Genomic DNA, 19065 nt, shown 5'->3' with positions numbered 1-19065 from the left:
ATCACGCAATGACCGATGCCATGACTGTTGTCCCTCCCGTGCCTGTGCCCGGGATCCGAATCGCCGTGCTGGTGCCCTGCCATAACGAGGCGGCGACAGTCGCGTCGGTGGTCGGCGCGTTTGCGGTGGCCTTGCCGGGCGCGGCGATCCATGTGCTGGACAATAATTCCAGCGATGCCACTGCGGCGGTCGCGGCGGCGGCCGGTGCGCAGGTGTGCCGCGTGGCGCTGCAGGGCAAGGGCAATGTGGTGCGGCGTGGATTTGCCGATGTGGACGCCGACATCTATGTGCTGGTCGATGGCGATGCCACTTACGACGCGGCCGCCGCACCGGCGCTGGTGCGCAAGCTGATCGACGAGCGCCTGGACATGGTGGTCGGCGCGCGCCGCGATCAGCAGCAGGCCGCGTATCGGCCCGGTCATCGCGTCGGCAACGTATTGCTGACGCGGTGCGCGGGGCTGCTGTTCGGCCGCAGTTTCGACGACATGCTGTCCGGCTATCGGGTGTTCTCGCGGCGCTACGTCAAATCCTTCGCTGCGCATGCGCAGGGATTCGAAACCGAAACCGAACTGGCCGTGCACGCATTGCAGCTGCGCATGCCGGTGGCCGAGGTCGAAACCGCCTATGGCGTGCGCCCGGAAGGCTCGCAAAGCAAGTTGAATACCTGGCGCGATGGCTGGCGCATCCTCACCACCATCGCCAAGCTGTTCAAGGCCGAGCGGCCGTTGTTGTTCTTCTCGGTAGGCTTTATTGCCTGTGCCCTGGCTTCGGTGGGGTTGGCGATCCCCTTGTTTGAAACCTACGCCCAGACTGGCCTGGTTCCGCGCTTTCCCACCGCCATCCTGTGCGTGGCGCTGATGCTGCTGGGGTTCTTGCTGCTGGCCTGCGGGTTGATCTTGGATACCGTCACCCGTGGACGCATCGAGGCCAAGCATCTGGCCTATCTTGCCGAGCCCTTGCTGGGGCCGGAGGGGCGTCGATGAGTGCCCTGCTCGCGCGCGTCTACGCTGGTGCTGCGGCCTCCGAACCGGGGCGCGGGATCGCCCGCTTGTTGAATTGGGCCGATCACCGCTTCGCGTTTCGGCGTCCAGCCAACGTGGTCGCGGCGGTGACCGTCGTTGCGCTGCTAGGTGGCCTGGTGGCGTTGTGTCTTGGACAGGATGCGAACTGGGACCTGCGCAATTACCATGTCTATAACGGCTATGCGTGGTGGCACGGCCGTCTGACCCAGGATCTGGCCCCGGCGCAGTTGCAGAGCTACTTCAATCCGGCGCTGGATATCGTCCAGTATGGGCTGCTGACACGCTGGCCCGGGCCGTTGGCCGGCGCGTTGATGGGCGTGCTGCATGCAATGGTGTTCGTGCCGGTGGCGGCAATTGCCTGGTATGTGCTGGACGCAGATTCCCAGCGCGCCCGCCTGGCCCCGCTGTTGGCGCTGGCTGGCCTGTGCAGCGCGGCATTCCTTTCCGAATTTGCCAACACCATGGGCGATGCGAGTACCGCGCTCCCGTTGCTGGCGGCGCTGGCACTGGTGATGCGCGCGCAGCGCCGACAACAGGCCGGTAGCGCGCTGGCCGCCCGTCATTGGCTGCTCGCCGGGCTTTTGCTTGGTCTCGCCGTGGCGTGCAAGTTGACCAATGCGCCCTATGCAGTGGCGTTGGCCTGTGCGGGGCTCTGCGCCGGTGGGCGCCCGCGCGCACGGGCGCTTGGTGTGGTGAGCATGGCGCTGGCGGCGTTGCTGGTCTTTGCCCTGATTGCCGCACCCTGGTATCTACGGGTCTGGGAGCAGTTCGGCAATCCCTTGTTTCCGCAGTTCAATGGCGTGTTTCGCGCGCCGCTCGCGCAACCTGTCTCGCTGGGTGATACCCGTTGGCTGCCGCGTGGTGTGGGCGAATGGTTGGCGTGGCCGCTGGTACTGACCTTCAACCCCTGGCGGGTCAGTGAAATTGCGCTGTTTCAATGCATCTGGGCGCTGCTTTATCTGGCCGTGCTGGGAATCGTGGGGCGTGCGCTATGGCGCAGGTCTTTGCCCGTTCCTGGCTGGAATGCACAGGCCACGACGCTGCTGGTGTTTGTCGGCGTGGGTTATCTGCTCTGGCAGGGCATGTTTTCGATTCATCGCTACCTTGCGGCGCTGGAACTGCTGGCGCCGTTGGCGCTCTGGCTCTGCTGCCAGCGGTTGTTCGCCGCCGCCCGAGCCCGCACGGTGGCGGCCTGCCTGGTGCTCTTCAGTGCGCTGATCGCGCTCGGAGGCTGGAACGACTGGGGCCATGAATCCTGGGCACGGCACAGCATCCAGGTACAGCCGCCACCGATCGATGCGCCAGCGTCCAGTACCGTGTTGCTGGTCGGAAACCAGCCGCAGGCATGGCGGATTGCGTTGCTTGCGCCAGCGGCGCGTTATGTCGGTGTAGCCAGCAACCTCGCCGAATCGGATGCCTATCGCGCCCGCGTGCGCGCGCTGGTGGCCGAGCGGCCGCAGCTGTATGCGTTATGGGATGCTACGCAGGACAAGCAAAGTCCGCGCGTGGAACGGATGAATCGGTGGGCGCGGCGTCTGGGATGGAGCACTCGACCGGAATGCCCCCAATTGCGCTGGCTGATGGCGCATGGCTTACGCGCCGAACTCGATGCATCCCGGCCCGGACTGTGTCAGTTGCGCGTTCCCGAACGCAAGGCGATGGAGCTGGTCGCTGCCGATCGCCGTCTACTCGAGCAGGCGCAACAACAGCTGCTTGCCTATGGGGTGACGCTGGATCCGGCCAGCTGCCGCAGGCTTTCCTCGCGAATCGGGCAGGGGGAGTATCCCTACCAGTTCTGCAGGCTCGATCGATGAGACCCGATGACAGCTCAGGGCAGTTGAAACCCCGCCTGCCGCAGTAATCGCGCCAGCGCGATCAGCGGCAGACCGATCAATGCGGTGGGGTCTTGCGAGCGAATGGCGTCGAAAAGGCTGATGCCGAAGCCCTCGCACTTGAAGCTGCCGGCGCAATCCAGTGCGGGCTCGGCGGCCAGGTAGCGATCGATTTCGGCGCGCGTCAGCGGGCGCAACTGCACTTCGGTCAGGTCCAGCGCGTGCGCGGTGCGGCCAGGGCCGACCAGGCTCACCGCCGTATGGAAGCGCACCACGCGGCCGGACATCGCCGTCAGCTGCGCATGCGCCCGCTCCAGCGTGCCTGGTTTGCCCAGGGCCCGGCCGTCCAGGTCGGCGACCTGGTCCGAACCGATCACCCAGGCGTCGGGCGCGTGCGCAGCCACCGCCGCCGCCTTTTCGGCAGCCAGCCGGCTGGCCAGCGCGTCTGGGGCCTCCCCAGGCTGCGCCTGCTCATCGACCTCCGGCCTGACGGTGCTGAAGTCCAGTTGCAACCGGTCGAGCAGCTCGCGCCGATAGACGGAAGTGGAGGCAAGAATCAGGCGTGGCATCATGGGGCGCTGCGTCGGACGGGTAGGGGAGTCTGCCAGCCTTGGCGCCGTGCCAGGTGCGTGAATAGGGGTATTTGACAGGGCGTCGGCGGATCTTTAACATTCTGCGGCTTATGTCCGCGAACGTACCCGAAATGCTGGATGCTTGGCGGATGGTCGCAGCGCGCAGGCGCTTCGATGGCCGCATCCCGCTGTCTGCGATGACCCGCCTGCAAGGCAGTCTGGTCGATACCGAGGGCGAGTGCGTTTACTCGCTCCAATTCGATCAGGACGACCTGCTGAAGGTCGCTTATGTCGAACTCAGTGTCGATGTCGAGCTTCCGCTGGCCTGCCAGCGCAGCCTGCAACGTTTTCTGTATCCGGTGCAAATCAGACAGCGTCTTGGTTTGATCCGTGACGAAGCCGACGAAGCGGCGTTGCCGGCCGAGTACGAGGCCTTGCTGGTGCCGGAAGATGGCATGCTGCGGGCCGTCGACCTGGTCGAGGACGAACTGGTCCTGTCGATCCCGGTGGTGCCGATGGCGCCGGGCAGCGAGGCCGTCGAGGCCGAGTGGGTTCCGACCCAGGAAGAGCAAGACAAAGCCAGTCCGTTCGCGGCGCTGGCAGCGTTCAAAAAACAGTAACCGCCGCTGTGAAGGGCGGAAAGACAGGTCGGCGCGGGCGTCAAGCGTCCTGTTCGACTCGACAGACAAGTTATCGAACTTAAGTTGGAGCAATCCCATGGCTGTGCAGAAATCCCGAGTTACCCCGTCGCGTCGCGGCCAGCGTCGTTCGCACGATGCCCTGACCGCCAAGCAGCTGTCGACCGATCCGACCAGCGGCGAGATCCATCTGCGCCACCACATCACCGCTGACGGTTACTACCGCGGCAAGAAGGTGATTGCGACCAAGTCGTCGGCCGTCCAAGAAGATTGATTCGTGGCACCCGGCGCGTTCGACGCCGCCGGGTGACCCTCGCTTCTTCCGGAGCCGCCGATCACCGCGGCTCTTGCAACAGGGAACAGTATGAGCAAGCGGATCTATTCCAGAATCGCGGGCACGGGTAGCTATTTGCCCGAAAAGGTGTTGACCAACGACGACATGTCCAAGATCGTCGACACCAGCGATGAATGGATCTTCTCGCGCACTGGTATCCGTGAACGTCACATCGTCGCCGACGACCAGACCACCAGCGATCTGGCGTATTTCGCCTCGCTGAAGGCGATGGAAGCGGCCGGCGTGACCGCCGACGAGATCGACTTGATCGTTGTCGGCACCACCACCCCAGACCTGATTTTCCCGTCCACTGCCTGCCTGCTGCAGGCGCGGCTGGGCAATGTCGGCTGTGGTGCCTTCGACGTCAACGCGGCGTGCTCGGGCTTTGTCTATGCGCTCAGCGTGGCCGACAAGTTCGTGCGCAGTGGCGATGCCAAGACTGTGCTGGTGGTGGGCGCAGAAACCCTGACCCGCATCGTCGACTGGACCGACCGCACCACCTGCGTGCTGTTCGGCGACGGCGCTGGCGCGGTCGTGCTCAAGGCCGACGAAGAAACCGGCATCCTCAGCACCCATCTGCATGCCGACGGCAGCAAGAAAGAACTGCTGTGGGATCCGGTTGGCGTGTCGGTGGGCTTCGGCGAAGGCAAGAACGGCGGCGGCGCGTTGCTGATGAAGGGCAACGACGTGTTCAAGTACGCAGTCAAGGCCCTGGATTCGGTGGTCGACGAGGCCCTGGCCGCCAATGGCTACGACAAGCACGACCTGGACTGGCTGATCCCGCACCAGGCCAACCTGCGCATCATCGAGGCCACCGCCAAGCGGCTGGATCTGCCGATGGAGCAGGTGGTCGTCACCGTGGACCGACACGGCAATACCTCCTCGGCCTCGGTGCCGCTGGCGCTGGACGAAGCGGTTCGCTCCGGTCGCGTGCAGCGTGGTCAATTGCTGCTGCTGGAAGCATTCGGCGGCGGATTTACCTGGGGCTCGGCGCTGCTGCGCTACTGAGTCCGGCAGGCAGCGCCGCGTCCGCCGGCGCTGCCTGACAGCGTCAGGGACGGGCCCGTCATGGCAGAACCCATCGTCATCGCCGGACAGCGCGTCTGGCTGAAGCAGTATCGCCGCCACAGCCGCGCGGTCTCGCTCGGAGCACTTAACTTCGTCGCCCGCCGCTGGGGCCTGGACGCCTTGCGTCCACCGCCGCACCGTGGCGGCGATGCTGCGCGCGATCTGGAAGCGCGCCGGCTCGGCGAACTGCAGGCGCAAGCGGTCAATGTGCCGCGCGTGGTCGGTTGCGGACAGGCGGCCCTGGTGCTCAGCGACAACGGCCGTTCCTTTGCCAGCTGCCTGCGCGAGGCCAATGCGCCCGAGCGCGACCGGCTGATTGCGCTGGCGGTGGCGGCCATTGCCGATGCCCATCGCGATGGCGCCTATTTCGGCCAACCGCTTCCGCGCAACATGACCTTCGACGGGCAGGCGGTCGGCTTCATCGATTTCGAAGAAGACCCGCTGGAAGTGATGGACCTGGCGCAGGCACAGGCTCGCGACTGGCTGGTGTTCGGCTACGGGGTGGCCAAGTACTACCGCGGCCGCCGCGCGGTGCTGCAGCGGTTGATGACGTGTGCCTTCGATGCGGCCGGCCCGGCGGTGGCGGCGCATGCGCATGTGGTGACCGGGCGATTGCAGTGGTTTGCGCAGCTCACCGGTCGCCTGGGCCGCTCTGCCGGGGCGCTGGCGCGCGCCATCCTGGCCATCCACGCGGCGACCTCGCTCGGCGTCTTGCTGGTACTGGTGATATGCGTGGACTGGCTGGCCGATGGCGACATGGACCTGCTCAACGCCTTGCTGTAAGTGTGCCGGCGGTCGCGCCGGACGGGCCTTGCATACGCGGCAGTACAGACGCCGGGGCGATTTCGCACGTATCATCCCGGCTCGATTTTTGTAGGCAGCAACGCGTGACCGAATCCACTCTCGCCTTCGTGTTTCCCGGCCAGGGCTCGCAGTCCATAGGGATGCTGGCCGAACTGTCCGAACTGCACCCGCAGATCCGCGAAACCTTCGCCGAAGCCTCCGAAGGCGCCGGCGTCGACCTGTGGGCCCTGTCCCAGGGCGGCCCGGAAGAGCTGCTCAACCGCACCGAATACACCCAGCCGGCCTTGCTAGCCGCGGGCGTGGCGGTGTGGCGGCTGTGGAATGCGCAGCGCGGGCAGCGCCCGGCGGTCCTGGCCGGGCACAGCCTGGGCGAATACACCGCGCTGGTCGCTGCCGGCGCCCTGTCGCTGCACGACGGCGCGCACCTGGTCCGGCTGCGCGGCCAGTTCATGCAGGCCGCCGCGCCGGCCGGTGTTGGCGCGATGGCGGCGGTGCTGGGCGCCGAGGATGCGCTGGTGCAGGAGGTCTGTGCCGAGGCAGCAGGCAGCCAGGTGGTGGTGCCGGCCAATTTCAATTCGCCCGGTCAGATCGTGATCGGTGGCGATGCGGAGGCGGTGGATCGCGCGCTGGCCTTGCTGGCCGAGCGCGGTGTGCGCAAGGCGGTCAAGCTGGCGGTGAGCGTTCCTTCGCACACCCCGTTGATGCGCGATGCGGCCAACCAGCTCGCCGAAGCGATGGCCGGTCTGAGCTGGCACGCCCCACAGATTCCGGTGGTGCAGAACGTCGATGCGCGCGTGCACACCGGCAGCGAGGCGATTCTCCAGGCGCTGGCCGAGCAGCTGTATCTGCCGGTGCAGTGGACCGGCTGCGTGCAGGCGCTGGCCGCCCAGGGCATCACCAGGATCGCCGAATGCGGCCCCGGCAAGGTGCTGAGCGGGCTGATCAAGCGCATCGACAAGCGCCTGGACGCCCTTCCGCTGGCCACGCCGGCCGATTATGCCGGCGCGCTCGAAGCCTGGACGCACTGATTCGACGCACCTGCCGGCCCCGCCGGCAGCCCTCACTGTTCGCGGCTGCGGTCGCGCGCTCCCCACTCGAGGAACAGCATTCATGAGCAAGCCTCTGCAGGGCGAGATCGCCCTCGTCACCGGTGCCAGTCGCGGGATCGGCGCGGCCATCGCCGCTACGCTGGCCGCCCAGGGCGCCACCGTGATCGGCACCGCGACCTCGGCCTCCGGCGCTGCGGCGATCGGCGCGCGCCTGGCCGCCGACGGCGGCCACGGCCGTGAGCTCAACGTCACCGACGCTGCGGCGGTCGATGGCCTGATCGATGCGATCGGCAAGGAGTTCGGCGCGATCTCGATCCTGGTCAACAACGCCGGCATCACCCGCGACAACCTGTTGATGCGGATGAAGGACGACGACTGGCAGGCGATCATCGACACCAATCTGACCAGCGTGTTCCGCACCTCCAAGGCGGTGATGCGCGGCATGATGAAGGCGCGCAAGGGCCGCATCGTCAACATCGCCTCGGTGGTGGGCGTAACCGGCAATCCCGGCCAGACCAACTACGCTGCGGCCAAGGCCGGCATCATCGCGTTCTCCAAGTCGCTGGCCAAGGAAATCGGCTCGCGCGGGGTCACCGTGAATGTGGTGGCGCCAGGCTTCATCGATACCGACATGACCAAGGCGCTGCCGGACGAGGCCAGGACCGCCTTGCTGCAGCAGATCGCGCTGGGCCACCTGGGCCAGCCGGACGACATCGCCAACGCGGTGGCGTTCCTGGCCGGCCCGAGCGCCCGTTACATCACCGGTGAGACCCTGCACGTCAACGGCGGCATGTACATGCCGTGAGCGTGCGGCGCCGGGAGGCGCTAAGTGGCTGATTGGCCGGGACTTGTGATGCAATGCAAGGCTCGGGCGCTTCCACTACACTATCCAACGCGGCCATCGCAGCGGCGATGGCGTTTTTTTCGTACCACCACTACTCCATCTGGAGCGATATCCCCAATGAGCACCATCGAAGAACGCGTCAAGAAAATCGTCGTCGAACAACTCGGCGTCAAGGAAGAGGAAGTCACCACCAGCGCATCGTTCGTCGATGACCTGGGTGCCGACTCGCTGGACACCGTCGAGCTGGTGATGGCGCTGGAAGAAGAGTTCGAGTGCGAGATCCCGGACGAAGAGGCTGAGAAGATCACCTCGGTCCAGCAGGCGATCGACTACGTCAAGGCTCACGTCAAGAGCTGATGCGTTGTTCCTGACGGCGGCGGCGTGCATCAAGCCGTTGCTGCGTCAGACATTCCATGGGGCCGCTGATGCGGCCCTGTGTTTTTCAAGCGTCATCCGCAAACCGTAAGCACCGTCCGTTCCGTGGTGAGGAGATCTGCAATGAGTCGTCGTGTTGTCGTTACCGGCATGGGCATGGTGTCGCCGCTGGGCAATGATCTGGCCACCAGCTGGGATGGAATCATCCACGGGCGCTCAGGCATTGGCCCGATCACGCAGATCGATGCCTCGCAGTTCACCACCAAGATTGCCGGCGAGATCAAGAATTTCGACCCCACGCTTTTTGTGTCCGCCAAGGACGTCAAGAAGATGGATTCGTTCATCCATTACGGTGTCGGCGCCTCGTTCATGGCGCTGGACGATTCCGGCCTGGAAATCGACGAAAGCAATGCCGAACGCGTTGGCGCCATTCTCGGCTCCGGCATCGGCGGGCTGCTCGGTATCGAAGAGCAGACCATCAAATTCCACGAGGGCGGCGCGCGCAAGATTTCGCCGTTCTATGTGCCCAGCACCATCATCAACATGCTGCCGGGCCAGGTGAGCCTGATCAAGGGCCTGAAAGGCCCGACCTTCTCGGCGGTGTCGGCCTGCGCCACCTCCAACCATTCGATCGGCACCGCGATGCGCATGATCCAGCACGGCGACGCAGACGTGATGCTGGCCGGCGGCGCCGAGCGCGGCTCCTCGCCGAGTTCGGTGGGCGGCTTTTGCGCAATGAAGGCGATGTCCACCCGCAACGATGACCCGACCGGCGCCTCGCGTCCGTGGGACAAGCAGCGCGATGGCTTCGTGCTGGGCGACGGTGCCGGCGTGCTGGTGCTGGAAGAGTACGAACACGCCAAGGCGCGTGGCGCGCGCATCTATGCAGAGCTGGTCGGCTTCGGCGCCAGCTCCGATGCCTTCCACATGACCGCGCCCAGCGAAGACGGCGAGGGCGCGGCGCGCAGCATGGCCGCGGCGATGCGCGATGCCAAGCTCAATCCCGAGCAGATCGGCTACCTCAATGCGCACGGCACCTCCACGCCGCTGGGCGATTTGGCCGAAACGCTGGCGATGAAGCGCGCGCTGGGCGAGCACGCCTACAAGACCATGGTCAGCTCGACCAAGTCGATGACCGGTCACCTGCTCGGCGCGGCCGGCGGCGTGGAAGCGATCTTCTCGGTGATGGCGCTGCATACCGGCATCATTCCGCCGACCATCAATCTGGAAGAGCCCAGCGAAGGCTGCGACCTGGATTACGTGCCGAACGTGGCACGCGAAGTCCAGGTGGATGCAGTGATGTCCAACGGCTTCGGCTTCGGCGGCACCAACGGCACGCTGGTGTTCAAGCGCGTCTGACGTCACTGCGCTGATGTACCGCGAGCAATGTCTCGCGGTACACGACGCACACTGATTCGGGCCCCGCGCCGCCGCGCATGACGCTGCCGAACGTCGCTGCGCGACCTGATCCATCTCATCATGCGTACCCTGCCTCCATTGCAGGGTGGCGCGTCTTAGCACCCCACGCCACACCAGGCCGATGACGCTCACCAGACCCCTGCACGCGGACATCGACCTGCTGGCGCTGCATCGGCTGGCGCCGCAGCGCTATCCTGCACTGCTCGAATCCACTGCCTCCGGCACCGCCCACGGCCGCTGGGATGTGTTGTTGCTGGCAGACGGCGCAAGCCTGCGGCTGGACGCCGATGGGCGCACGCGCGACGGTGATGGACGGGTGCTGGACGGTGGATTTCTGCAGGCACTGGATGCGGCCTGGCAGGCCGAGCGCGTGCCGCACGCTGCGACCAGCCCGTGGCCATTTCGCGGCGGCTGGGCGGTGCTGCTGGATTACGAGCTGGCCGCGCAGGTCGAACCGATTCTGCAACTGCCCACGCGCAGCGATGGCTTGCCGAGCGCACTGGCCTTGCGCGCACCGGCCGCGGTGCTGCGCGACCGGGTGCAAGGCCGCTGCATCGCGCTGGCCGAGCCGGGCCGTGCCGATCTGCTGGCCCGCATCGTCGAGGACATCGCCGCCTGCGCCGCATTGCCGCCATTGCCTGCGTGGGTCGGGCCGGTGGCTGTCGAAGAAGATGCGCCGGAGCGCTTTACCGCTGCCGTGGAGCGCGTGCTCGCTTATCTGCGTGCCGGCGATGTGTTCCAGGCCAATATCTCGCGCGCCTGGCATGCCGCGTTCGCTGCTGCGGTCGATCCGGCGGCGTTGCATGCGCGCCTGCGCGCGGCCAATCCCGCCCCGTTTGCCGGCCTGTTCGTCGCGGCAGGGCGCGCGGTGGTGAGTTCCTCGCCGGAGCGGCTGGTGTCGGTGCAAGGCGATGTGGTGCAGACGCGCCCGATCGCCGGCACCCGCGCGCGCTTTGCCGGCGACGACGATGCTGCACGCATCCGCGAGCTGGTCGGCCATCCGAAGGAGCGCGCCGAGCACGTCATGCTGATCGACCTGGAACGCAACGACCTGGGACGCATCTGCGCGCCGGGCACGGTCGAGGTGGACGAGCTGATGGGCGTGGAAAGCTACGCGCATGTGCACCACATCGTCAGCAACGTGCGCGGCCGTCTGCGTGCCGACGTCACTCCGGGCGAGGTGGTTGCTGCGGTATTTCCCGGCGGCACCATCACCGGTTGCCCGAAGGTGCGCTGCATGCAGATCATCGCCGAGCTCGAATGCACCGCGCGTGGCGCCTATACCGGCGCATTCGGCTGGCTCAATCGCGACGGCGACATGGATCTGAACATCCTGATCCGCACCGCCGAGGTGGCCGGGGAGCAGGTGCATTTCCGCACCGGCGCCGGGATCGTGGTGGATTCGGACCCGCAGCGCGAACTGGACGAAACCCGCGCCAAGGCGCGCGGCGTGCTGCGCGCCTTCGACCAGGCATGAGCGCTTCAACGGGACATCACCGGCGCGCGGTATCCTGCGCGGCGCTGGGGCAATGACGAGGTGCGTGTGGCGGTGACTGGCAAACGTGGATGTCTGGCCGTGCTCGGCATGGCCCTGCTGCTTGCAGCGCTGCTGGCGATTGCGGCCGTGGTGGCGTGGCGGCATTACCTGCACTTTGCCGAGACGCCGATGAGCGCGAGTGCGCCCAGCGTGGTGATCGCGCCCGGCGATTCACTCAAGGCCACATTGCGCAAATTGCGCGCCGCCGGCGTGGCACAGGGCACCGATCTGGAATGGCAACTGCTCGCGCGCCAGGTCGATGCGGCCGGCAAGCTCAAGGTGGGCGAATACGCGCTGGCGCCGGCGCTGTCGCCGCGCGAGCTGCTCGAACGCATGCGCCAGGGCCGGGTGATCCAGTACCGCTTCACCATCGTGGAAGGCTGGAACTTCCGCCAGCTGCGCGCCGCGATCGCCACCGCCACGCCGCTGCAGCAATCCATCGCTGCGCTGGACGATGCGGCGTTGATGGCGCGTCTGGGTTTCGCCAACCAGCACCCGGAAGGACGCTTCCTGCCGGAAACCTATCTCTACCAGCGCGGCGACAGCGACCTGGACGTGCTCAAGCGCGCCCACCTGGCCATGGACAAGGCGCTGGCGCAGGCCTGGGAGCAGCGCGCGCCCGACCTGCCGCTCGGCTCGCCGGAACAGGCGTTGATCCTGGCCTCCATCATCGAAAAGGAAACCGCGCTGGGCGCCGAGCGCCCGCTGATTGCCGGCGTGTTCCTGCGCCGCCTGCAGCTGGGCATGAAGCTGCAGACCGACCCCACCGTGATCTACGGCATCGGCAGCAGCTACGACGGCAATATCCGCCGCCGCGACCTGACCACCGATACGCCGTACAACACCTACACGCGTACCGGCCTGACCCCGACCCCGATTGCCATGCCCGGCCGTGAGGCCCTGCTGGCGGCGGTGCGTCCGGCGCCGGGGAATGCCCTGTATTTCGTGGCGGTCGGCGATGGCACCGGCGCGCATGCGTTCTCGGCCACCCTGGCCGAACACAATGCGGCGGTGGCGCGTTACCTGCAGCGCCGTCGTCTGCCGCAACCGGAGTCCACTCCATGACCACTGCGTTTTCACCCTGGCAGCAGCGCGCCTACGACCAGACGCTGGCGGCACTGGACGCCGGCCGGCTCGGGCACGGCCTGCTGATCTGCGGGCCGGATGGCCTGGGCAAGCGTGCGGTGGCCCTGGCGCTGGCTGAGCACGTGCTGGCCAGCGCGCCGGACCCGGCGCTGGCGCAGCGCAGCCGGCAGCTGATCGCCGCCGGAACCCACCCGGACCTGCAGCTGATCTCGTTCATTCCCAACCGCACCGGCGACAAGCTGCGCACCGAGATCGTAATCGAGCAGGTACGCGAGATTTCGCAAAAACTCTCGTTGACCCCGCAGTACGGCATCGCCCAGATCGTGATCGTCGACCCGGCCGATGCGATCAATCGCGCTGCCTGCAACGCCTTGCTCAAGACGCTGGAAGAACCCTCGCCGGGGCGCTACCTGTGGTTGATCAGCGCGCAGCCGGCGCGCCTGCCGGCGACCATCCGCAGCCGCTGCCAGCGTCTGGAATTCAAGCTGCCGCCCGCACACGAGGCGCTGGCCTGGCTGCTGTCGCAAGGTGTCGACGAGCGGGCTGCACAGGAAGCGCTGGATGCCGCACGCGGTCATCCGGGGCTTGCGGCGCAGTGGCTGCGCGAGGATGGCCTGGCGGTGCGCCGCGCGTTGGCGCAGGACCTGGAGCAGATCGCCGCCGGGCGCGCCGGCGCAGTGGAGGTTGCGCAGCGCTGGACCAACGACGGCCAGGCCGACCAACGGCTGCGCCACGCGGCGGACCTTGCGCTGGCACAGGCATCGGCCGGCTTGACCGATCCATCGCGGTTGCACAAGCTGGCGACCTGGTTCGACGCCGCCAATCGCACCCGCGACCTGCTGCGCACCACCGTCCGCGCCGATCTGGCGGTGACGGAATTGTTGCTGGCCTGGCGCGAGGGAGAGCGTCCGGCACGTTCTAGGGGAACTCGATGAGTGCAATGAATGCACGCCAGGGCATTTTGTCGCTGGCGTTGAAGGACAAGCCGGCGCTCTACAGCGCGTACATGCCGTTCGTGAAAGGCGGCGGCATCTTCGTGCCCACGCCCAAGCGCTACATGCTCGGCGACGAAGTCTTCCTGTTGCTGACCCTGCCCGATTCCAGCGAACGCCTGCCGGTCGCCGGCAAGGTCATCTGGACCACCCCGGCCGGTGCGCAGGGCAACCGCGCCGCCGGCATCGGCGTGCAGTTCCCGGACGGCCAGGAAGGCGAGAGCGTGCGCAACAAGATCGAGACGCTGCTGGCGGGTCTGACGACCTCGGACAAGCCGACGCACACGATGTGATGCGGCGCGCCGCGGCCGCGCGCCTGATCGCCGTTGTCTGGCGCGGGGCATCGACGGGCGTATCGGGCATCTGACGGCGCCGAATCGATTGCCACAGCGTCGCGCCAGGGAGTCATGGCGCCACGCCCAGCCACCGGAACGGGGCGTTTTCGTGCGCATTGCCGCCGTCGCCGATGAACCTGTTGACGATCGCCGCAGCTGCCCTATAATGTGCGGCTCGCGTCACCGGGCGGTTAGCTCAGCGGTAGAGCATTGCCTTCACACGGCAAGGGTCACAAGTTCGAACCTTGTACCGCCCACCATCGAAATCCGGCAGCAGCAAGGGTTTCAACGCGAGAAGAAAAAAAAGCCGGCCATGCGCCGGCTTTTTTGTTGTCCTGAAGGCGCTCCCGCAACGCCTTGGGCGTCTGGCTCGGTTGAGTGGTGTGGACCACAGCCGATGCCGTCAAATCGCAGGTGTCGCCGCTATCCGTGCGGGTGAAATGCAGAGCCTGTTGATCCCAACGACTCGTTCAAGTCGCTGACAGCCATGTTCACCCGCTTGTGCCTGCTTGTTGCAGGCGCGGGAACGAATCGCCATCCTGCAATCCCCCGCGTTGAAGAAGGAGTGGCGATGAAGGCGCTGCTTGGAAGTGCTCTGGTTGCAATGATGTTGCTGGCGGGCTGTGCCCGTGACGTGGGCGAGCAGTACGTGGGCAAGTGGGTCAACATGAAGTCGGAGAAGAACGTGCTCAGCATCGAGCACAATGGTGAGAGTTTCATCATTCGCGACACCACGCCGGCGCTGCTCGGCGGCGGCGTCAGGACGAAGAATCATCCGGCGATCTTGAACAAGGGCGTGCTGCAGGTGTCCAGCGCCGATGGCACCGTCAACTATGCGATCGACCAGGCGACCGGTCACTTGAGCACGGGCGACACCGAATACACGCGGGTCAAGTGATCGTTGCGTGCTCGCTCAATGGGCGAGTGCTGAGTGGCGTGCTGCATCTGCGGCGGGATCGCATCACCAACGTCGCGCCTACCCTGTCGTGTGATCGCATCGCATGCCCGGTCGCCGCTGACCACCAGTCTTGCGTGCCAAAGACTCGCCGACCAACGTCTGCGCTTGCGGCCCGAGCAGGCGAAGCCAAAGCCCGGACCTGCATCTCAAACAGGCGATGCCGACGCGTGCGTCTGCATCCAGCGCCACAAGGTGGTGCGCGAGACACCGAGTGCCTGTGCGGCAAGGGCGCGATTGCCGTTTGCCCGATCGAGCGCGGCGCGGACTGCCGCTGCAGTGAGTTGCATGCGCGAAGTTGCAAGATCAGTGTGCCCGGGTGCTGCTGCGCCATCGCCAATGCGCACATCAAACAGCTCAGGTGCCCAGCGTTCCAATTGATCCAGGTCCAGGCTGTCGTGCGGTTGGGCCTTCCAGTGGATGCACAGGCGTTCGACCAAGTTGCGTAGTTCGCGCACGTTGCCTGGCCAGGTGTGCTGTTGCAGCCGCTGCAGCGCTGGTGGAGACAAAGGCGACGGCAGCGCGCCGAGTTGCTGGAAGTAATGCGTCAGCAACAAGGCGATCTCGTGGGGGCGATGACGCAGCGGCGGCAGAGCGATGCGTAGCGCTGCCAGGCGATAAAACAGATCACGGCGGAAGCGCCCTTGCTCGACCAATGCCTGCAGCGGTTGCAGGCTGGCGGCGATCACGCGCACGTCGACGGCGACCGGCAGGGTGGCGCCCACCCGTAGCACTTCGCGCTCTTCCAGGACGCGTAGCAGGCGTGTCTGCAGCGGCATCGGCAGTTCGCCGATTTCGTCGAGAAACAGCGTGCCGTCCTGCGCGGCTTCGATCAGGCCGACATGGCCGCCGCGGCGTGCGCCGGTAAAGGCGCCGTCGCTGTAGCCGAACAATTCCGCCTCCAGCAACGACTCGCTGATGGCACCGCAGTTGATGGCGACGAAACGGCCGCGCCGTCGGCTGCCGGCATGCAACTGGCGCGCGACCAGTTCCTTGCCGGTGCCGGTCTCGCCGCTGATCAACACGGTGCCCGGATGCGGGGCGTATAGCTGCACCAGCTCGCGCACATGCGCGATTGCCGCGTCTTGGCCAAGCAATGCGTCGGTGCGCCGCACCCGGCGCGTGCCGGTGCGGCTGCCGCCGCGCTCGTTGCCGGGTGCGGTACCCAGCGCGATGGCGTGTTCGAGCGCCAGGCGGACCGAATCTGCCGAATACAGCAGCACGCCGGGCAGGCCGGCCTGTTCGGCGAAATCGATCGCCATGCCGGTGCCGACGATGACCTGGATGCCGCTTGCACGCAGGTCGGCAATGCAGTCGCGCGCGTCTTCGGCGGTGACAAAGCGGCGGTGTTCGATGTCGAGGTCAAAGCTGTCCTGAAACGCGCGGAACGAGGGCACGTCGGTGGCATGGGTGACCACGCCGATGCGCGGTGCGATGCGGCGTGCGCGCGCCAGCGCTTCCATCAGATCGAATCCGGTGGCCTGGATCGGCGCCAGTGGCAGTGAGAGCCGGCTGCGCAGATAGGCGGCATTGGAGCCGCCGGCGACCAGCACGTCGCAGCGCTCGCGGCGCAGGCGCTGGCCGATGACCTCCACGGCCTCGGCAAAGCCGAGGTTGATCTGCTCGACACGCGCGCGCTGGTCGAACTCGGGGATGACGTCGGCCAGCAGGCCGGTCAGGCGAGAGACGCTGACGGTCCAGATGACCGGTGGAGAGGTCTCCGTCGGCTCGGTAAATCTGGGGCTGGGCATCATTGGTGCCGCGTTGCAAAGATGTTGCATGCTGCGCGTTGCGTTGCGGTTTTGCAACATTTGTTCCGTTCCGGCCGAATCGAATCAATGACTTGGCGTTGGCATGCCATTTGCGCCTAATCCCGCATCTCAACCCTGGAATCGCCATGACGTCCTCACCCACCGCTTCCGCCGGCACGCGCTTCCGCGCTGCGCTGGCTGCCGAATCGCCGCTGCAGGTGATCGGCGCGATCAATGCCAACCACGCGCTGCTGGCGCAGCGTGCCGGCTACCAGGCCATCTACCTGTCTGGCGGTGGTGTGGCGGCTGGTTCGCTGGGGTTGCCGGACCTGGGCATCAATACGCTGGAAGACGTGCTGATCGACGTGCGCCGCATCACCGATGTCTGCGAGCTGCCGCTGCTGGTGGATGTGGACACCGGCTTCGGGCCGAGCGCGTTCAATATCGAGCGCACCATCAAGTCACTGATCAAGGCGGGCGCGGCCGGCTGCCATATCGAGGACCAGGTCGGCGCCAAGCGTTGCGGGCATCGGCCGGGCAAGGAGATCGTCAGCCAGGCCGAGATGGTCGACCGGGTCAAGGCGGCGGCCGATGCCAAGACCGATGCGGCGTTCTTCCTGATTGCGCGCACCGATGCGATCCAGATGGAAGGCGTGGATGCGGCGATCGAACGTGCGCTCGCCTGCGTGGAAGCCGGTGCCGACGGCATCTTTGCCGAAGCCGCGTACGACCTGGATACCTACAAGCGTTTTGTCGATGCGGTGCGTGTGCCGGTGCTGGCCAATATCACCGAATTCGGCAAGACGCCGCTGTTCACGCGCGACCAGCTGGCGCAGGCGGGTGTGGCGATCCAGCTGTTTCCGCTGTCGGCATTTCGCGCGGCCAACAAGGCGGCCGAGGCGGTCTATACCGCGATTCGGCGCGATGGTCATCAGCAGGCCGTGCTGGACACCATGCAGACGCGCGAAGAGCTGTACGAGCGCATCGGCTACCACGGCTATGAGCAGCGCCTGGACGCGTTGTTTGCACGCAAAGGCGCATGATCGCGCCTTGCCGCGTGCAGGTTTGGCTACTTCATCCGTGACACCGCAACACGACACCGTTTGGGAGCGCATCGCATGAACGACACCGTCAATCCCGGCTTCAAGCCGAAGAAATCCGTCGCACTGTCCGGCACTGCTGCAGGCAACACCGCGCTGTGCACGGTGGGCCGCAGCGGCAACGATCTGCATTACCGCGGCTACGACATCCTGGATCTGGCCACCAGCAGCGAGTTTGAGGAAATCGCCTATCTGCTGGTGCACGGCAAGCTGCCCAACAACGGCGAACTGCGCGGTTACAAGGCCAAGCTGCGCTCGCTGCGCGGCGTGCCGGCGGCAGTGAAAACCGCACTGGAGCAGCTGCCGCCGTCGGCGCATCCGATGGACGTGATGCGCACTGGGGTGTCGGTGCTGGGTTGCCTCCAGCCGGAGAAGGACGATCACAATCATCCCGGCGCACGCGATATCGCCGACAAGCTGATGGCCTCGCTGGGATCGATGCTGCTGTACTGGTACCACTACAGCCACAACGGCAAGCGCATCGAGGTGGAAACCGACGACGACTCGATCGGCGGGCACTTCCTGCATCTGCTGCACGGGTTTGCGCCGAAGGACGCGTGGGTGCGTGCGATGCACACCAGCCTGATCCTGTACGCCGAGCACGAGTTCAACGCGTCCACGTTTGCAAGCCGCGTCATTGCCGGCACCGGCAGCGACATGTACAGCGCCATCGCCGGCGGCATCGGCGCATTGCGCGGGCCCAAGCACGGCGGCGCCAACGAAGTGGCCTTTGAGGTGCAGAAGCGCTACGACACCCCGGACGAGGCCGAGGCCGACATCAAGGCGCGTGTGGAACGCAAGGAAGTGGTGATCGGCTTCGGGCATCCGGTCTATACCGTGTCCGACCCGCGCAACAAGGTGATCAAGGAGGTGGCGCGCGAGCTTTCCGAGGCGCAGGGCAGCCGCAAGATGTACGACATTGCCGAGCGCCTGGAGAGCGTGATGTGGGACATCAAGAAGATGTTCCCAAATCTGGACTGGTTCAGTGCGGTCAGTTACCACATGATGGGCGTGCCGACGGCGATGTTTACGCCGCTGTTCGTATTGGCGCGTACGGCTGGCTGGAGCGCGCACGTCATCGAGCAACGCATGGACGGCAAGATCATTCGTCCCTCGGCCAATTACACTGGCCCGGAGGATCAGGTCTTCGTACCGTTGGATCAGCGTCCCTGAGCACGCGCGAGTGGTTGGGTTGGTCGACCGCGATCGCCTTCGTTCAATGAAGGCGATCGCGCTCACGCAAGTGCAATGAGAGATGGCAAAAATCCAAAAGCGCCTGAAACTCTGACCCGATTCCTGATTCCTGATTCCTGATTCCTGATTCCTGATTCCTGATTCCTGATTCCCGATTC

General features: G+C 66.0%; 19 protein-coding genes and 1 tRNA gene. 18 read left to right on the top strand and 2 right to left on the bottom strand.

Annotated features, from left to right (window positions below; all coding sequences use genetic code 11):
* Nucleotides 1–20: 20 nt before the first annotated feature.
* Together LL972_RS02155 and LL972_RS02150 are read left to right on the top strand one after the other, a co-directional pair.
* A complete protein-coding gene (locus LL972_RS02155; RefSeq protein ID WP_429002104.1) occupies nucleotides 21–983 on the top strand; it encodes a glycosyltransferase in 963 nt (320 codons plus the stop codon).
* 266 nt (nucleotides 984–1249) lie between these two features.
* A complete protein-coding gene (locus LL972_RS02150; RefSeq protein ID WP_228326313.1) occupies nucleotides 1250–2836 on the top strand; it encodes a glycosyltransferase 87 family protein in 1587 nt (528 codons plus the stop codon).
* Nucleotides 2837–2850: 14 nt separating this feature from the next.
* Here LL972_RS02150 and LL972_RS02145 read toward each other — a convergent pair whose 3' ends face one another.
* Complete coding sequence (locus LL972_RS02145) at nucleotides 2851–3426, bottom strand: Maf family protein (protein WP_228326221.1); 576 nt, start codon at nucleotides 3424–3426, stop codon at nucleotides 2851–2853.
* A gap of 110 nt (nucleotides 3427–3536) precedes the next feature.
* Between LL972_RS02145 and LL972_RS02140 the strand changes: the two genes are divergently transcribed.
* The 14 genes from LL972_RS02140 to LL972_RS02075 all read left to right on the top strand — a co-directional run bounded on the left by LL972_RS02140 (nucleotide 3537) and on the right by LL972_RS02075 (nucleotide 14805).
* Entirely contained in the window at nucleotides 3537–4046 is a 510-nt protein-coding gene (locus LL972_RS02140; RefSeq protein WP_228326220.1) for a YceD family protein, read from the top strand.
* A 97-nt stretch (nucleotides 4047–4143) separates the two neighbouring features.
* On the top strand, nucleotides 4144–4338 hold the full coding sequence (gene rpmF / locus LL972_RS02135) for a 50S ribosomal protein L32 (RefSeq protein WP_003483870.1): 195 nt from the start codon (nucleotides 4144–4146) through the stop codon (nucleotides 4336–4338).
* Between the two features lie 90 nt (nucleotides 4339–4428).
* Entirely contained in the window at nucleotides 4429–5406 is a 978-nt protein-coding gene (locus LL972_RS02130; protein ID WP_047130405.1) for a beta-ketoacyl-ACP synthase III, read from the top strand.
* A gap of 60 nt (nucleotides 5407–5466) precedes the next feature.
* Nucleotides 5467–6249: a serine/threonine protein phosphatase gene (locus LL972_RS02125; protein WP_228326219.1), complete on the top strand. Its 783-nt coding sequence runs from the start codon at nucleotides 5467–5469 to the stop codon at nucleotides 6247–6249.
* 104 nt (nucleotides 6250–6353) lie between these two features.
* Entirely contained in the window at nucleotides 6354–7298 is a 945-nt protein-coding gene (gene fabD / locus LL972_RS02120) for an ACP S-malonyltransferase (protein ID WP_228326218.1), read from the top strand.
* Between the two features lie 82 nt (nucleotides 7299–7380).
* The gene (gene fabG, locus LL972_RS02115; RefSeq protein ID WP_228326217.1) at nucleotides 7381–8124 is read left to right on the top strand and encodes a 3-oxoacyl-ACP reductase FabG; all 744 of its coding nucleotides are present in this window, start codon (nucleotides 7381–7383) and stop codon (nucleotides 8122–8124) included.
* A gap of 156 nt (nucleotides 8125–8280) precedes the next feature.
* Complete coding sequence (gene acpP / locus LL972_RS02110; protein ID WP_002814322.1) at nucleotides 8281–8520, top strand: acyl carrier protein; 240 nt, start codon at nucleotides 8281–8283, stop codon at nucleotides 8518–8520.
* Nucleotides 8521–8661: 141 nt separating this feature from the next.
* Complete coding sequence (gene fabF, locus LL972_RS02105) at nucleotides 8662–9897, top strand: beta-ketoacyl-ACP synthase II (protein ID WP_228326216.1); 1236 nt, start codon at nucleotides 8662–8664, stop codon at nucleotides 9895–9897.
* Nucleotides 9898–10078: 181 nt separating this feature from the next.
* Nucleotides 10079–11434 (top strand): aminodeoxychorismate synthase component I, encoded by a 1356-nt coding sequence (locus tag LL972_RS02100; protein ID WP_228326215.1) that lies wholly within the window; start codon nucleotides 10079–10081, stop codon nucleotides 11432–11434.
* A gap of 60 nt (nucleotides 11435–11494) precedes the next feature.
* Complete coding sequence (mltG, locus tag LL972_RS02095) at nucleotides 11495–12559, top strand: endolytic transglycosylase MltG (protein WP_228326214.1); 1065 nt, start codon at nucleotides 11495–11497, stop codon at nucleotides 12557–12559.
* Nucleotides 12556–13515: a DNA polymerase III subunit delta' gene (locus LL972_RS02090; RefSeq protein WP_228326213.1), complete on the top strand. Its 960-nt coding sequence runs from the start codon at nucleotides 12556–12558 to the stop codon at nucleotides 13513–13515. The genes mltG and LL972_RS02090 overlap by 4 nt, the downstream gene beginning before the upstream one ends.
* The gene (locus LL972_RS02085) at nucleotides 13512–13865 is read left to right on the top strand and encodes a PilZ domain-containing protein (protein WP_026064467.1); all 354 of its coding nucleotides are present in this window, start codon (nucleotides 13512–13514) and stop codon (nucleotides 13863–13865) included. The genes LL972_RS02090 and LL972_RS02085 overlap by 4 nt, the downstream gene beginning before the upstream one ends.
* A gap of 227 nt (nucleotides 13866–14092) precedes the next feature.
* Nucleotides 14093–14167: transfer RNA gene (locus LL972_RS02080), tRNA-Val, on the top strand.
* Between the two features lie 311 nt (nucleotides 14168–14478).
* Nucleotides 14479–14805: a hypothetical protein gene (locus tag LL972_RS02075; RefSeq protein ID WP_228326312.1), complete on the top strand. Its 327-nt coding sequence runs from the start codon at nucleotides 14479–14481 to the stop codon at nucleotides 14803–14805.
* Nucleotides 14806–15011: 206 nt separating this feature from the next.
* Here the strand turns inward: LL972_RS02075 and prpR are convergent, their stop codons facing one another.
* Entirely contained in the window at nucleotides 15012–16616 is a 1605-nt protein-coding gene (gene prpR / locus LL972_RS02070) for a propionate catabolism operon regulatory protein PrpR (protein WP_429002103.1), read from the bottom strand.
* A 143-nt stretch (nucleotides 16617–16759) separates the two neighbouring features.
* On the opposite strand from prpR, the gene prpB reads away from it, so the two are divergent.
* Together prpB and prpC are read left to right on the top strand one after the other, a co-directional pair.
* Nucleotides 16760–17656, top strand: a complete 897-nt coding sequence (gene prpB / locus LL972_RS02065) for a methylisocitrate lyase (RefSeq protein ID WP_228326211.1) — start codon at nucleotides 16760–16762, stop codon at nucleotides 17654–17656.
* A 75-nt stretch (nucleotides 17657–17731) separates the two neighbouring features.
* Nucleotides 17732–18886, top strand: a complete 1155-nt coding sequence (gene prpC / locus LL972_RS02060) for a bifunctional 2-methylcitrate synthase/citrate synthase (protein ID WP_228326210.1) — start codon at nucleotides 17732–17734, stop codon at nucleotides 18884–18886.
* Nucleotides 18887–19065 lie beyond the last annotated feature (179 nt).

Source organism: Xanthomonas campestris pv. asclepiadis (assembly GCF_020784175.1).
Taxonomy (GTDB): domain Bacteria; phylum Pseudomonadota; class Gammaproteobacteria; order Xanthomonadales; family Xanthomonadaceae; genus Xanthomonas; species Xanthomonas campestris_D.
This window is presented reverse-complemented; position numbering and strand designations above follow the sequence as displayed.

Excerpts from the sequence above, each read along its gene's own strand:
- LL972_RS02155 (WP_429002104.1), top strand. The coding sequence starts at position 21 with ATGACTGTTGTCCCTCCCGTGCCTGTGCCCGGGATCCGAATCGCCGTG.
- LL972_RS02145 (WP_228326221.1), bottom strand. The coding sequence starts at position 3,426 with ATGATGCCACGCCTGATTCTTGCCTCCACTTCCGTCTATCGGCGCGAG.
- LL972_RS02140 (WP_228326220.1), top strand. The coding sequence starts at position 3,537 with ATGTCCGCGAACGTACCCGAAATGCTGGATGCTTGGCGGATGGTCGCA.
- rpmF (WP_003483870.1), top strand. The coding sequence starts at position 4,144 with ATGGCTGTGCAGAAATCCCGAGTTACCCCGTCGCGTCGCGGCCAGCGT.
- LL972_RS02130 (WP_047130405.1), top strand. The coding sequence starts at position 4,429 with ATGAGCAAGCGGATCTATTCCAGAATCGCGGGCACGGGTAGCTATTTG.
- LL972_RS02125 (WP_228326219.1), top strand. The coding sequence starts at position 5,467 with ATGGCAGAACCCATCGTCATCGCCGGACAGCGCGTCTGGCTGAAGCAG.
- fabG (WP_228326217.1), top strand. The coding sequence starts at position 7,381 with ATGAGCAAGCCTCTGCAGGGCGAGATCGCCCTCGTCACCGGTGCCAGT.
- acpP (WP_002814322.1), top strand. The coding sequence starts at position 8,281 with ATGAGCACCATCGAAGAACGCGTCAAGAAAATCGTCGTCGAACAACTC.
- fabF (WP_228326216.1), top strand. The coding sequence starts at position 8,662 with ATGAGTCGTCGTGTTGTCGTTACCGGCATGGGCATGGTGTCGCCGCTG.
- LL972_RS02100 (WP_228326215.1), top strand. The coding sequence starts at position 10,079 with ATGACGCTCACCAGACCCCTGCACGCGGACATCGACCTGCTGGCGCTG.
- LL972_RS02090 (WP_228326213.1), top strand. The coding sequence starts at position 12,556 with ATGACCACTGCGTTTTCACCCTGGCAGCAGCGCGCCTACGACCAGACG.
- LL972_RS02085 (WP_026064467.1), top strand. The coding sequence starts at position 13,512 with ATGAGTGCAATGAATGCACGCCAGGGCATTTTGTCGCTGGCGTTGAAG.
- LL972_RS02075 (WP_228326312.1), top strand. The coding sequence starts at position 14,479 with ATGAAGGCGCTGCTTGGAAGTGCTCTGGTTGCAATGATGTTGCTGGCG.
- prpR (WP_429002103.1), bottom strand. The coding sequence starts at position 16,616 with ATGATGCCCAGCCCCAGATTTACCGAGCCGACGGAGACCTCTCCACCG.
- prpB (WP_228326211.1), top strand. The coding sequence starts at position 16,760 with ATGACGTCCTCACCCACCGCTTCCGCCGGCACGCGCTTCCGCGCTGCG.
- prpC (WP_228326210.1), top strand. The coding sequence starts at position 17,732 with ATGAACGACACCGTCAATCCCGGCTTCAAGCCGAAGAAATCCGTCGCA.